The following is a 13270-nucleotide window of genomic DNA, read 5'->3' on the forward strand; positions in this document are numbered from 1 at the left end:
GTGTGAATAAACCCGCCCTCCCCCAAGGTTTATCCAGAAATAAAACCAAATTTTATAACTCTAACTAACCTGGAGGTGGGCAAGAGCCAAAAACGATAACATAAGTATTACAAGGTTTATAATTCTTGCCCACCCTACGTAAAACAACCGACGAAGGACAAATGACGAATGACCAATGACCAATGACAAATTCATCCCCAAAACAAAGCCGAAAACACACAAGCCATAATTAATCCCGTCGCATCTGCCAATAAAGCTGCCACCAGTGCATAACGGATGCGAGTAATACCAACAGCGCCAAAATAAACCGCCAACACATAAAACGTTGTTTCCGTACTCCCCATCATCGTCGAAGCCAAAAACGCACTATAGGAATCGGGTGCCCTTTCCACAATTTCACTCATAATACCGAACGCCCCTCCGCCAGACAGAGGACGAATTAACGCCATCGGTAAAACTTCAGCAGGCATCCCAATTAAACTCGTTATCGGATTTAATAGAGTCGAGAGTGCTTCCATCGCCCCCGACGCCCGAAACATACCAATTGCCACTAAAATAGCGACTAGAAACGGAATAATCCGAATCGCAATCTCAAACCCCTGTACCGCCCCCTCTGTCACCGCTTCATAAACTTTCACCCCGCGTCCAACCCCATAGGCAATAATCAATAAGATTAATGTAGGAATGAGCCAATAGGAAATAAAATCTTGGTTGAAGAAACCACCTAAACTTTGGCGGATTATCACGCCATAAACCATGGAAAAGAGAAATCCAGCGATAAAACCCCAAGCGATAATTTTAGAAATTAGACCCGCTGGATACAGCAGATGGGAAAAATCAGGTTCTTCAACGGGCTTAACCTCATCCTCGGTTTGCAGCACCGTGTCTTGTTCTGAACTATCCGCGACAGGCGTATCCGATACTTGACTCCTTTTTCGTAAAAACAACGCCACTAACACCCCAACCAGTGTCGAACAAGTCGTAGACAAAAAGGTTGGTAGCCAAATGGCAGCAGGATCACTACTATTTGCTGCCGCCCGCACACCAATGACACCTAGGGGGAATAGAGCCACACTCGATGTATTAATCGCCAGAAACAGACACATCGCATCCGTTGCGGTTCCCGGAAACGGATTCAACTTATTTAACTCCACCATCGCCTTGATGCCAAACGGAGTCGCCGCATTCCCCAACCCCAGCATATTGGCAGAAATATTCAGAATCATCGCCCCCATCGCCGGATGGGTAGGGGGTACATCAGGAAAAAGTTTCACCATCAAGGGTTTGAGCAGAGTTGCCAGATTATACATCAGCCCTCCGGCTTCCAAAACCCGCACCAATCCTAACCAAAGCGCCATAACTCCAATCAAACCAATGGCTAACTCGACAGCCGTTTTAGCCGATTCAAAACTGGCGTCAGTAATGGCTTGCATCTTGTCGGTATACCCGGCAAATAGGATAGCGACAGCAATAAAGCCGACAAAAACAACATTGATAGCGCTGGGCTTCCTCGATGGTTGGGAGGACATACTCAATAACCGTAAATAGACAAACTCATAGAATAACGGCAAAAGACCGAAGGCAAAAGCCCTCAGTCTTTTAATTGCTCTATAATAATCAGTTCTAGATGCCTGTCGGCTACCAGCAGTTCAGTCAGTTCGTAGGGATACGAAGCGTTTTCTAGGAAGGACTCAGGTATCGCTGTTTAACTACATTAAGCCGAGTTGTTGGAGAATGCCTTGCCCGGTGAGGTATTCAGTCGCGATACCGATGACGAAGCCCAGCATCGCTAAGCGACCATTCCAGGTTTCCGCAAATGAGGTAAAGCCAAACTTGGTTTCTTGTTCTTGCATAATTCTTCCCTCTCAATACCCTTTGGTGTACGTTCTTGCCTTGTCCAATTACCAGTCCCGGCGGATTACATCAAGCCGAGTTGCTGGAGAATGCCTTGCCCGGTGAGCAATTCGGTGGCGATACCGATGACGAAGCCCAGCATCGCCAAGCGACCATTCCAGGTTTCGGCAAATGAGGTAAAGCCAAACTTGGTTTCTTGTTCTTGCATAATTCTTCCCTCTCAATACCCTTTGGTGTACGTTCTTGCCTTGTCCAATGACCCGTCTCGGTGGATTACATCAAGCCGAGTTGCTGGAGAATGCCTTGCCCGGTGAGCAATTCGGTGGCGATACCGATAACGAAGCCCAGCATCGCCAAGCGACCATTCCAGGTTTCCGCAAATGAGGTAAAGCCAAACTTAGTTTCTTGTTCTTGCATGAGTGGTGTCTCCTGTATCTGTCTCTGTAATAAAATTTAACTTAATTTTTCTAAAGCTGCAACATTTCTTTAGATTCATGAGCCACGCAATATGATATGTAGATGATTGATGCTGCTTATGGAGAGTCTGTAGAGACGTGCCACGGCACGTCTAGGATCAGGGGAAAGCAAGTGAAGGGTTAAGCGTAAGCCCCGACACCCGCCCGGAGTTCAAACTCCGGGCTAAAAGCTTAAGTCCATTAAAATGGACTAATACCCAATCCGCCTTTGTAGTCCACTTTTGCCACGGCGATTTTAATCGCTGCTACACCAACAAAGTCCACCTACGCGGACTGGATTATAACGAGGATGGCTAACCCGGATTTGGTATCAAACTGGAGATGCAGTCGTCTAAAGACGACTTGCGCTTTTGGTTCCTTGGGTTTAAACCCAAGGCGGTTGATGAGAATGGTGCAAGATGTAAGTTAAAACAGGTTCAAACAATGAGCTACGCACAAGTGTGATCATGAAAATCCCTCTTCTTGTCTCCCTCAACACGAAAAACTTGGGTTGGGGCGGGTTTAGTCACATCGGGGTAGGAAAAAAAGCGATAAGAGTCAAACCCGCCCCTACATTCCTGAAAACACTTGTCTTGGGGATTTCTCTCGTCATCACTCAAGGGTTCACCAACGCCACCCATGCGGCTAACCCCCAACACTTAGAACAACTCAAAACAACCAATGCTTGTCCTCAATGTGACTTAACTGATGCGGATTTAACCAATGCCAATCTTCAGCAGGCAGAGTTGAGCGGTGCTAACTTAAAAGGAGCAATCCTAGCGGGGGCTAACTTAAACCAAGCCAATCTCAGCAACGCCGAATTAAACGGTGCTAAACTGGCTGGGGCAACCTTGGCAAGGGCGAATTTGAGGGAGGCGAAACTGGGGTTAAGAGAACTGGATGCTGACAACCCCTTACCCTCTCAGGTCGAACCCGATAATCTCTACAATACCCTATCCTGGCTAGGCTATTTTCCCACATTTATTGCCAATTGGTATGCAGCCGTAGTCACCGATTTGCGCGATGCTAACCTCCAGGGGGCTGACTTGTATCGGGCTAACTTGGATGGGGCGCTACTGAGTCGTGCTAATCTCCAAGAGACTCAACTTGACTACGCCAGCTTAGTCCGCACTTACTTAAGAGAAGCCACACTCACCAATGCGAACTTAGCCAGTGCTGATTTACGCAATGCTAATTTAACCGACGCCCAACTGGAAGTAGCCGATATTCGTTCAGCGGATTTGCGCGGCGCTAAACTGAATCATGCCAATCTGGATACCGTGAATGCGGATAGCGCCAACTTAAGCGGTGCTAACTTAAGTCAAGCCTATATCACCAATGCGGACTTCAATGGTGCGATTTTAGTGAAGACAAAACTGCAAGGGGCGGTTCTGAATGGGAGCAATTTTCAGATCGCGGATTTGAGTCAGGCGAACTTACAAGGGGCGCGGTTAAAAGGGGTAGGCTTCAATCGGGCTAATTTGACTAAGGCGAATCTGGAGGGGGCAGACTTGACTAATGCTAAACTCGCGATCGCAGACCTAAGCAATGCCCAACTGACAGGCGCGATTCTTCATTCAGCTTACCTACACAGCGCGACTTTGACGAATGCCGATTTAAGTGGTGTAGATTTACAGGGGGCGCAATTGCGAGAGGCGAATTTAAGTAATGTTACATTAGTTGGCGCAACCTTAGCAGATGCCAATCTAATTCGTTCCACCTTAACTGGAGCTAATTTAACCTATACCAACTTAACCCGATGTGATGTACGCGGGGCTAACTTAACCGGGGCTGATTTGAGCTACGCCAACCTGACACAAGCCGATTTTGCCCAAGCCGCATTGATTGATGTTACCTTACAGGGAGCGAACCTCAGCGACGCCAACTTCAAAGGCGCGATCGGGTTTAATCAGGATAGTGTACCGAGACAATCTGCACAATAAACTTACCAATCGTATCCATCAGCATATCCCATTTTTATTAATATGTCGCCACATACCTCTTTGAATGCCTGCTTGTGTTCATCTGTAAAATGATTTCGCCAATCCCCAATTTGTCCTTTACGAAACGTGTTTGATTTTTCATAGAAAACATTTTTAGCTATCTGAATGATTTGCTTTTCAGAAACATCAACATTCAGGTGATTTGTGATAGCACGAATCGTTTCAATTTGTTTGTTCTCCTGTCCACCTCCAGAACTTCCCACCAAATCTTCAAAACGTACTGAAAGACAAATTTTTTCCTGTAGCCACGGCAAATAACTTGCTGCATTTTCGCCTATAGATGGTGACCTTAAGCGACTTTCAAGTAGCTTTTCGCTTACTCCAACGATGGAAGCCATCAGTCTTTCATCATCTGAATTGAGGGAATTGAAGTAAGAATGCAAACTATGACTCTGATATCGATACGTTAGATAATAAGCATTAGAAAATGCAATATCACGCAGGTCACGAATAATAAACAGTGTCTTAATGTTAGCTTCATTAAGAACATTAACTAATTCTTGATGCCATTGCAAATGCCCAGAAACATATTGACCTTGACGGATTTTGACAATCTTCTGATAGAGTTTTTGGTTTTGACTTTGGTCTTTATTTACCAGAGCATGATAAGTCCAGCGAGGAACAAAAACAGGTAACAGTTCGAGAACACGGGTCAGCAAATGAGTCCCTGCCTTCGGCATACTGTTAACTATAACTTTTGGACCATGTAATGAGGCATAGATTTCCCGATAGTTCAAAGGCAGCGGAAATCTTGTTATTTTTTTTGGACTTAAATAATACCGTATTTTTTCAAACTTATCTAATGCCATTGTTTTATGATTAATTGGTTACCATTTGCCAGACTCTTTCAACTTAATATCGAATTGCCTTTCGGCGATAGGCACCATAAGCCTGAGTTGCTTCTACTTTCACACCATTGGCAACAATCCCTAAAACCGACGCTCTAGCAATCTTTAATCCATCAAAAGCTTTCATCACCAAGGAACGGTCGGTTTTCTCAACCCCCACGACCAGCAGGGTACCATCCGCCTTAGCGGCGAGCAGGTTCCCATCCCCCAAACCTAGAAGAGGTGGGGTATCGTAGATCACTAAGTCGAACTGAGCTGTAACTTGATCCATGATGTACTGCATCTTATCAGAGGAAAGCAGCTTGATGGGGTCAGATAAACTCTGACCCGCCGTCAAAACAAACAAGTTCTCATCAAGAGAGGATGTTTGGATAGCATCTTTAATCGTTAAGTTTATGGCAATGATATCGCTGAGTCCCTGAGTATTGGGTAAGTCCAATCGACTGTGAAGCTGAGGACTCCGTAAATCGGTATCTACAAGTAAAACGCGCTTGCCAATGGTGGCAGCGGTTTGAGCCAGATACAAAGCCACCGTTGTTTTGCCATCGCCGGGTACAGCAGAGCTAATCGCCAGCGATTGGATAGACTTCTTAGAACTCAGCAGACGGATATTAGTATAGAGGGAGCGAAAGGCTTCCATAAAGGGTGAACTGCCATACTCTGTACTGCGATTGGGGGAAAAATGACGCTCTGTTTTGGACACAGATTTGGCAACTTGGGCAATAATAGCCAGTTGACTGGGTTGTTTGGAGAGTTTTTTAAATTGTTTGGTCAACGGAATCACCCCCAAAATCGGCAGTTTTGTTGACCCATTGATGTCCTCAGGGGTGTGGAATACCGTATGGAAAATCTCGACCAGAAAACCGACACCTATACTCAGCAGGACACTTAAAACTACAGCGATAGCCAGGGGGCGCTTCAGGGAGTGCGGTTCGACAGGTACTGGCACACCATTGGCATTTTCCCAGATTTCTGGGGGGTTAATTAACTCCCAGGGAATTTCTTGCTGAGCGGCATCAAGTTTTAAGGTTTCTCGTTTTGAAAGAAATTCCTTCAGGTTATCCGTCGCCACACTAAGTTTCCTGTCTAAGTCACCAACCTGTCGGGTTACCGTAGGCAACTGCTCAAGCTGTTGATTGATCTGATTTTCAGTTTGCAGAATTGTTTGATAGCGATCTTCTAACCCCTGGATTTTGCCCGCTAAATTTTCCAGTACATCTTGGGATTCTTGATTGAGTAATAGACGCAAACTTTCCTGCCGTTCACGTAAGATTTCCATGGGAGGACTATCTGCCCGAAATTGTGCCGATTCTAAGGCAATCTGAGTTTCGACTTTCTGCAATTCAGAGAGTAAAGTGCCATAGGCTTGAGCCTCTGTCGATAAAACTGCGGTGGGATCAGCTTGATTAAACTGTTGTTGTAAAGCGTTGTAGAGCGAACGGATTTCAGCTAGTTGAGCAGCAGTCTCTAATCGATTTCTGCGAATTACCAACACATGTTGTGTCAGGTGGGCGTCAGCTAGCTCTGGATCGATCAGATTGTACTCTTGTCGTAGCTCTTGCAGTTGCCCTTGGAGTTGGTCAACTTGCTGCTGTAAACGGGGAAGCTGAGATTCAATAAATGCAATCCCTTGCGTCAGCGTTTTTTGGCGTTCTTGGCGACTATATTCCAGATATCTATCAGCGATTGTTTCTAAAACAAAGTGAATTTTTTTTGTGTTTTTATCCTTATAAATTACTTCTAAAATTTTAGTGCCGACATCTTCGGCATTTTTTTCATAAGTGATGCGGACAATGGACAGACTTCCTAGTAGGGAGTTATAGTCCATGTCTGGATACCTATCCTGTAGCTGCTCGAATACTGGAGTCATGAGTTTCGGGCTTTTCAAAACTCGAATCTGAGACTCGTAATCCAATAAACTGGTTCGTTCCAGATTTGGTGTTTGTCGATTTGCACCTTGACTTTGAGCCTGCAAAAATTGATTTCTTAACAGACTTTCTGCGGTGACTGGCTCAACTAAAAGTTTAAAAGACCCTTGGTACTCGGGAATATACTGTTTCTTACTCCAGATCAGCCAGACTCCAGAACCCACAATTAAGGTCAAGGCAACTCCTGCCATTAACCAGGCTCTCCGACGAAAAACAGCCAAAACCCATGCTAAATCTACGGTTTGTCCATCACTCTGATTAACTTCGCCTGAGTGAACTTGGGGCAAAGACTTGAGCGGTTTGCCGTTTGGCTGTGCGGGAAATGGCTGTAAATTGCGTTCGGTATCCATCAGAAGCACCTCTAGAGTCTGGGGTTGACTGAAACAGAATCACTGATTAACCTGTCTGAGTTCAGTTCAAGGTAGGTATATCTCTATTTTATGGATTTCCCTAGTCCGCGTCGGCGGACTTTGTTTGTATTGTTGCGATTAAAATCGCCGGAACCTAAGTGGCTCCGTCAGTTTTTCTATGACATTACACTCCGAATTGCTCTAAATTAATACTGGCTAAGTCCCTTTGGTGAACGAAACGAGATGAGATACCGGGTGGAGCAAAGTATTTTTCCATGAGTTCTTCTGGGTTTTTTTTACCGCCTCCTTCTTTTTCAATGAGCTTGGCAACATAAGTACATAGACCACGCCGGATAGCGTTAAGCTGTTTAAGGATTTGCTTACGGATTTTTTCGGGGTTGGGGGGTGATGCCTTCCACCGTTGTACCGCTTGAGCAACGGCATCCGCTTGGGGGGGAACAATGATGGAATTCTCACTATTGAAGAATTCATCGCGTCCTCCTTTACTTGGTGTACTCACCACGGGAATGCCACAAAGCAGATATTCCACGGAGGCATACATGGCTCCTTCTTCTGCCGAAAGGCACAGACCCGCGTAAGCCTGATTCAGCTTTTTGGCGAGTTCAGGACGAGGGATGAATTCTCTATTATACTCAGCGTATGCTAATTCGGGGCAGAACGTCGGCAAGTCTCCGCCGTAGGAGACAATCATTAAGTTTTGTATGTCTTTAGCTAATCCATGTCGCTTGAAGGGGAGAAGCTGTGCGGTGTAGATGGCGTCGTAGTGCTTTGGCTGATTTAGGGTTTGGTAGATATGTTCGTTGACATAGACGCTGGAGCTAAAGTGCGCTCCCTGTATTAGCCAGCGTTTGCGCCAGACCTCTTCATCAGAGGCATTGACCATCAAGTGATATTGCCTGCCGGATAGCTGGTGTCGGATTTGATGCCTCTTGAATTTAACCATTGGTTTCCATCGCGCTGACCACCCTCCGGGACTTTCTAAGACGTGTTTGGGTTGAAATCCTTTGGGTAGGGTCGGGAAAGCTCCGATATAGGAAACGATTAGTGGTTCAGTGCTGAGAATGTAAAACCCCTGAAATATCACCGTGACGCGCCTCTGTCTTTATTGTCAAAGATGTATGGTAATATTACGGTACTCGGCTGGGTTTGACAAGTTCTAGGACGCTTCAAGCGCTGATCAAGTTATCAAAATTTCACCTAAGACATTTCGAGGAAACTTAGACAACAATACTCAACAAATTGTCATATTTAGCCCTGCTGAAATCTGTTCTGTCAAAGACGTTCCATGTCGAAAAGAAAAAATGTCACAATTCATTGAGGATAGCTATGTAATCTAGGATACTAACCTAGCTAAATCTCCTCTAACTACTTACCTTGTCGCCTTTTGGGTATGGAATACTGGCACAGAATAGATTTTAAAACGTTAAGATCGCATTAAACCAGATCTGTGAGAATAGCTGAAGACATAAATGTGAAAATGGATAATTAGTAGCCATTAAAACTTTACCAGCGATAATAACGGTAGGGTTCATCGCCTAAGTCAAAATCTGTTCGGTAATCGGAATGATAAAAGCCACTTTCAGTAGTAGATAAGCTGCGTTGGTTGGGTGTTTGCCCTATCTGTTGGAAGATGATGCTGTCAGCTTGGAAGCTAGCGCCCAAGTTGGTCAGAATTTGGGCGCTAGCTCTCGTCTGTCGCCAGCTGGTATAACGTAAGTGGGTCTTGACATCCGCATTCAAACCGTTGGGATCAAGCTGAGCAAACAGCACTACCCCATTCCCCAGTTGCAGACGACTTAACAGACCATTTGCAGCCACCTCACCCCCAGATTGAATTAACCAAGCCTGATGTTCAGTGCGCGATCGCAAATCCGAGGCGCTGAGTCCACGAGTCTCTGTCCAGTTGGGGACAGCCAGGGAACCCGCAAACTCCTTCACTGATTGAAGACGAATCTCCAAAGGCGCAGAATCTGAATGTCGGGGTAAGAAAAACACCGTTCCCCCACGATTCAGATAGGCGCGTAACTGCTCATCAGTCACAGTGGCTTGGCTTCCGATGATGACGAGTTCAGCGTCAGCCGTGATAGAACTTGTCCGCTGGTAAATCAAACCCAATCCATCTAGTTGAGTCGCCTCATCATCGCTACCCATAAACAGAACCCGATCCGCTTTAGCAAAAAGGGATTGAGTAGAACCATAAGCAATCAGTTGTTGCGCCAATTGACATGCGGCTGCATCCAGGGGTACATGGTCTTCTAGGTCTAACGTATTCCACATCAACCGCCCCTTCCCATAGTTAAGTTCCATCAGTGGCGTGTAGGCTAAATCAAACTCAGACTCTAGAATTGGTCGCCAAGAACTATGGTGGGGCTTCTCCACCGCCGCACTACTAACCGCACCGCGATTTCCCCAGTGCCACCCATATAATAAGGGATTACCGTGAGAATTAGGGTTGATGTCTCCCTGAGTTGTATCCGGATAAGCCTCAACCATAGTACTCTCGCCTCTCCAGTCCCGTAAATCCATCTGATCTAATCCCTTCACCACTGGATGAGTCTGGTCAACAGGGAAAACCCGGCGACTCAGATGGTGGGAAACCCGCCAACCGATTGTGCGACGTATCCATTCCGGGTTTTGCGGGAAAATAATTGCTTGACCCCCTTGGCGGACAAAGGTGGCTAAATTTCCAGGGAGTTTGTACCCATCGGACAAGACCTCGCGACCAATTACCAGCAGTGACTGGGTGAATGAACCATCCCATGGGACAAGATTGTATCCTAACTGTTTCAGCATCTGGCTAGTTTTACCCACCGGGTCAAACACAGTGATTGAGGATTGGTGATTGGGGACTGAGGATGGGGTGTGACTGAACACTCGGAACGAAAAGTTGTCTTGATGCTGCTGATTGCCAATCTCAGCCCTGAGGCGAATTTCTCCGTCAACTTTGCCCTTGACATTGGGTAAATCTAATGCTAAAGGAAAGAACAGAGTTTGAGCCGTCTCAATCGTTCCCGTTTCTTCACCCGTGGCGATAGGTTTACCTCCCAACAGCACTTGCCAGTTATAGGAAAAATCTTGCTTTACCCGGGTATCATTAATCAGGACAACTTGCTTTTGGAGTCTCTCTCCCGCTAAAAAACTGTGGTCTTTCGCCGTAAACGCCTTGGCGGCTCCGGCAATCCAAGCCAGGGTAGGGCGATTGTTTGCCAAAATCGCTTGTCCCCCTGGATGGATAATATAGCTCTGGGGTTGGAAGTTGTACCATAAAGATTTCGGCACTTGTTTGAGGTAGGGTCCCCGTTGTCCAGGTTCAAATGCCCCCAGATCGACGTTTTCTCGTCCCGCGTCCGAAACCTCCCAACCGTGACCCTGATTCCAGGGAATCATCCCACCTGTAATGCCAAACGTGCGCCAACTACGCCAAGTGTTTGTGCTGAACAATTCCTGTAGCTTCTGAAAAGCAGGGGCAAAATTTAGTTCCTGGTTATTGTGCCAACTCTGATACTCCTGCTTTTGGACAAAGAATTCACGGATTTTCCGGCGGTAAGCAGGAGTCTCTAGCTCATAGGCTTCTTTGCCGAGGTAAATCGCGCTAAACTCAGTCATCAGGGGTTCACTGGTGATAGCTCCCCTAAACCCATTGCGGCTACGCATCATTGTCGCGTGCAGGGGTGTGCCGAATTCTACCACCATGTAGGGCATATCGCCGTATTGCGTCCAGTGCGAAAGCCATTCCTCTCTTTCTTGCAGGGGGATCAGATTTAAATAGGAGTTCAGGGCATAGACATCGCCGACGGACGCCCCTTCGTGCATGAGGACGGGTCGCGTGGGATCATGGCTTTTGATGGTCGCTACCGCTTTCTCACCAATGGGATATATCTTGCGGATGCGCTCGTCTGCAACCCGGTGAGCTAGGGAACCTGCAATGTTTTTTTTGCCAATGCGTCGTGGGTTTTGGTCATCCGCGTGACCGAAAAAATTGGGGCTATTTGCCCACATCAGAATTGAGGGATGGTTGCGATAGCGACGCAGTTCGGTGGTCATGCGCTGCTCCCAGCGCTTTCTCTTATCCTGTTGGCGCCACTGTTTTGGCGGACCAATGTGAGACATACTCAGAGCTGGGGCGATAATCGGAAACCCTTTCAAGTCGGCGCGTTCAGCAAAGAGTTCTCGGAAATGCCATCGCCCCCGCTCGTCGTGATCCCAGGGCCAAAGTTCGGCAATATTGAAGCCAGCCCAAACATAGCCCTGAATCATCCGGTCAGCCACTTCTGGGATACCCACTCGCCATTTCTCCTTGTGGAGAATCGGTCGCAGGCGAATTTCAGTCCCGTTTAAGTAAAATTTTCGTCCTTCAATCCAAAACTCCCGAAAGCCGAAGGGCTGGTCATATTCATCGTTAATTCCGGCGCCCTGGATTTCTAGGCGCAGGGTGTAGAGATTGGGTTGGTTAATATCCCAGAGTCGGGGATTAGACCAGTCCCAAGCGAGTTGTAAGACTTGACTGGGTTTGGCTTTGACTTGAGCCTTGGCGGTAAATTGCCGCTCAATTTTGCCTTGTTCGTTGAACAGTTTAGCCACGAGTTCAACAGTGCCAGTCTGGGTGACATCCGCCAGTTCGACATCGAGTTTGAGTTGCTGTTGTCGGGTGGAGGGTTGGACAAAGATATCGCTGATGTGGGAATCTTGGGGCAAACTGAGCAACCGCACTTCACCAATGAGTCCCCGGGAGGCTAGCTGGGCTTCGGTGGTATAGGTTTCATTGGGACTCATAATCACAGTCTTTGCCTGCTCATCGGCGGCGGCTACAACCAAGAGGCTGAGGGTTACTTCTGTACCCGGTTGAGCCATTGGGGTAATGTCTACAGCGCCGTAGGGCCACTCCACCTGACCACACTGTTTACCGTTAACGTAGAGGATGGCATCAGTACTCACCCGGTGTAGGTCAAGCAAAATAGAGCGCCCTTGCCAATCGGCTGGGATTTTCACCGTGCGTTGATACCAGGCTTTGGAAAGGGATTTGCCGTTGAAGTTTTGCCACGCGGTTCCCGTTCCCCGCGAAATTAGTCCAGGTACGGCAGCATAGTTCTCATGCTGCCAATCCCCTGGCACCCAAATCGAACCCCAGTCGTCCTGTGGCGGTTGGGGTTCGGTGGTATCCATAGCTGGCATAAACTGCCATCTCCCATTCAGATAGATTTGCCCACGTTTGCTGTTGGGGATTTCCAGTGAACCCAGGGTGGGATAGGTACTGAGTTGTACTGTAGGACAGGGGGGGGTTTTACCTTCTGGAAGGATATGACTAATGTATCCAAAGAGAATGGCGGCTAAGACAAAGAGTCCGAATAGTTTTGTCAGCTTAGGGTTCATGGGTTGGAGGAGGAAAATCCCTAAAGAACGAGTAGGGTGAGCGATTCATCTGAGAGTTATCGTAAATTTTTATAACAATGAAGGTATTTCCTTTACTTTATATATAACTCATTGACACTGAAAGCTTTTGGTGATTACACCGGGAGCATCCCATTTTGGCAAATAGCCGGGAAATGCTGATTTTTAATTCGCGAGTAATAGACGCGAATTAAATTTCCGTGTATACTTGAACGACTCCAGGTGACATAATATAGATGTAGATATTCACAAGGTTTACTCATGAACCAAGCCGAACGCCTCGAACTGGAAGCTTGTTTAAGACGAGCCAGTGAGATTCTGTACAACAATAGTGACACAGATAGTTTGGAAACCTTAGCCGACATAGAAGTTACAGTCAGGAACCAGATATTAGAACACGTTAGCCCCCAAATCGCCCTTTTT

At 46.8% G+C, this 13270-nt stretch carries 9 protein-coding genes and 1 pseudogene; 2 read left to right on the forward strand and 8 right to left on the reverse strand.

Annotated elements, in window-relative coordinates:
- Nucleotides 1–191: 191 nt before the first annotated feature.
- The 4 genes from RIC07_RS34200 to RIC07_RS34215 all read right to left on the reverse strand — a co-directional run bounded on the left by RIC07_RS34200 (nt 192) and on the right by RIC07_RS34215 (nt 2271).
- Nucleotides 192–1529, reverse strand: coding sequence for a nucleoside recognition domain-containing protein (locus RIC07_RS34200; RefSeq protein ID WP_446398402.1), 1338 nt, complete (start codon nt 1527–1529; stop codon nt 192–194).
- Nucleotides 1530–1709: 180 nt separating this feature from the next.
- Nucleotides 1710–1853, reverse strand: coding sequence for a chlorophyll a/b-binding protein (locus RIC07_RS34205; protein ID WP_446349046.1), 144 nt, complete (start codon nt 1851–1853; stop codon nt 1710–1712).
- Between the two features lie 65 nt (nt 1854–1918).
- A complete protein-coding gene (locus RIC07_RS34210) occupies nt 1919–2062 on the reverse strand; it encodes a chlorophyll a/b-binding protein (protein WP_006101425.1) in 144 nt (47 codons plus the stop codon).
- A 65-nt stretch (nt 2063–2127) separates the two neighbouring features.
- The gene (locus tag RIC07_RS34215; protein ID WP_006101425.1) at nt 2128–2271 is read right to left on the reverse strand and encodes a chlorophyll a/b-binding protein; all 144 of its coding nucleotides are present in this window, start codon (nt 2269–2271) and stop codon (nt 2128–2130) included.
- Between the two features lie 505 nt (nt 2272–2776).
- On the opposite strand from RIC07_RS34215, the gene RIC07_RS34220 reads away from it, so the two are divergent.
- On the forward strand, nt 2777–4252 hold the full coding sequence (locus RIC07_RS34220; protein ID WP_446398403.1) for a pentapeptide repeat-containing protein: 1476 nt from the start codon (nt 2777–2779) through the stop codon (nt 4250–4252).
- Between the two features lie 2 nt (nt 4253–4254).
- Here RIC07_RS34220 and RIC07_RS34225 read toward each other — a convergent pair whose 3' ends face one another.
- The 4 genes from RIC07_RS34225 to RIC07_RS34240 form a co-directional block, all read right to left on the reverse strand.
- Nucleotides 4255–5121 carry a sulfotransferase domain-containing protein gene (locus RIC07_RS34225; RefSeq protein ID WP_446398404.1) on the reverse strand — a complete coding sequence of 289 codons (867 nt, stop codon included), beginning with the start codon at nt 5119–5121 and terminating at the stop codon, nt 4255–4257.
- Between the two features lie 43 nt (nt 5122–5164).
- Nucleotides 5165–7438 (reverse strand): GumC family protein, encoded by a 2274-nt coding sequence (locus tag RIC07_RS34230; protein ID WP_446398405.1) that lies wholly within the window; start codon nt 7436–7438, stop codon nt 5165–5167.
- Nucleotides 7439–7622: 184 nt separating this feature from the next.
- Complete coding sequence (locus RIC07_RS34235; protein WP_446398406.1) at nt 7623–8402, reverse strand: glycosyltransferase; 780 nt, start codon at nt 8400–8402, stop codon at nt 7623–7625.
- A gap of 560 nt (nt 8403–8962) precedes the next feature.
- Nucleotides 8963–12829, reverse strand: coding sequence for a glycoside hydrolase family 2 protein (locus RIC07_RS34240; RefSeq protein WP_446398407.1), 3867 nt, complete (start codon nt 12827–12829; stop codon nt 8963–8965).
- A 279-nt stretch (nt 12830–13108) separates the two neighbouring features.
- On the opposite strand from RIC07_RS34240, the pseudogene RIC07_RS34245 reads away from it, so the two are divergent.
- A pseudogene (locus RIC07_RS34245) lies at nt 13109–13270 on the forward strand (ISKra4 family transposase); the annotation flags it as partial.

Source organism: Coleofasciculus sp. E1-EBD-02 (genome assembly GCF_040218245.1).
In the GTDB taxonomy this organism is placed as follows: domain Bacteria; phylum Cyanobacteriota; class Cyanobacteriia; order Cyanobacteriales; family Coleofasciculaceae; genus Coleofasciculus.

Excerpts from the sequence above, each read along its gene's own strand:
- RIC07_RS34200 (WP_446398402.1), bottom strand. The coding sequence starts at position 1,529 with ATGTCCTCCCAACCATCGAGGAAGCCCAGCGCTATCAATGTTGTTTTT.
- RIC07_RS34205 (WP_446349046.1), bottom strand. The coding sequence starts at position 1,853 with ATGCAAGAACAAGAAACCAAGTTTGGCTTTACCTCATTTGCGGAAACC.
- RIC07_RS34210 (WP_006101425.1), bottom strand. The coding sequence starts at position 2,062 with ATGCAAGAACAAGAAACCAAGTTTGGCTTTACCTCATTTGCCGAAACC.
- RIC07_RS34215 (WP_006101425.1), bottom strand. The coding sequence starts at position 2,271 with ATGCAAGAACAAGAAACTAAGTTTGGCTTTACCTCATTTGCGGAAACC.
- RIC07_RS34220 (WP_446398403.1), top strand. The coding sequence starts at position 2,777 with ATGAAAATCCCTCTTCTTGTCTCCCTCAACACGAAAAACTTGGGTTGG.
- RIC07_RS34225 (WP_446398404.1), bottom strand. The coding sequence starts at position 5,121 with ATGGCATTAGATAAGTTTGAAAAAATACGGTATTATTTAAGTCCAAAA.
- RIC07_RS34230 (WP_446398405.1), bottom strand. The coding sequence starts at position 7,438 with ATGGATACCGAACGCAATTTACAGCCATTTCCCGCACAGCCAAACGGC.
- RIC07_RS34235 (WP_446398406.1), bottom strand. The coding sequence starts at position 8,402 with ATGGTTAAATTCAAGAGGCATCAAATCCGACACCAGCTATCCGGCAGG.
- RIC07_RS34240 (WP_446398407.1), bottom strand. The coding sequence starts at position 12,829 with ATGAACCCTAAGCTGACAAAACTATTCGGACTCTTTGTCTTAGCCGCC.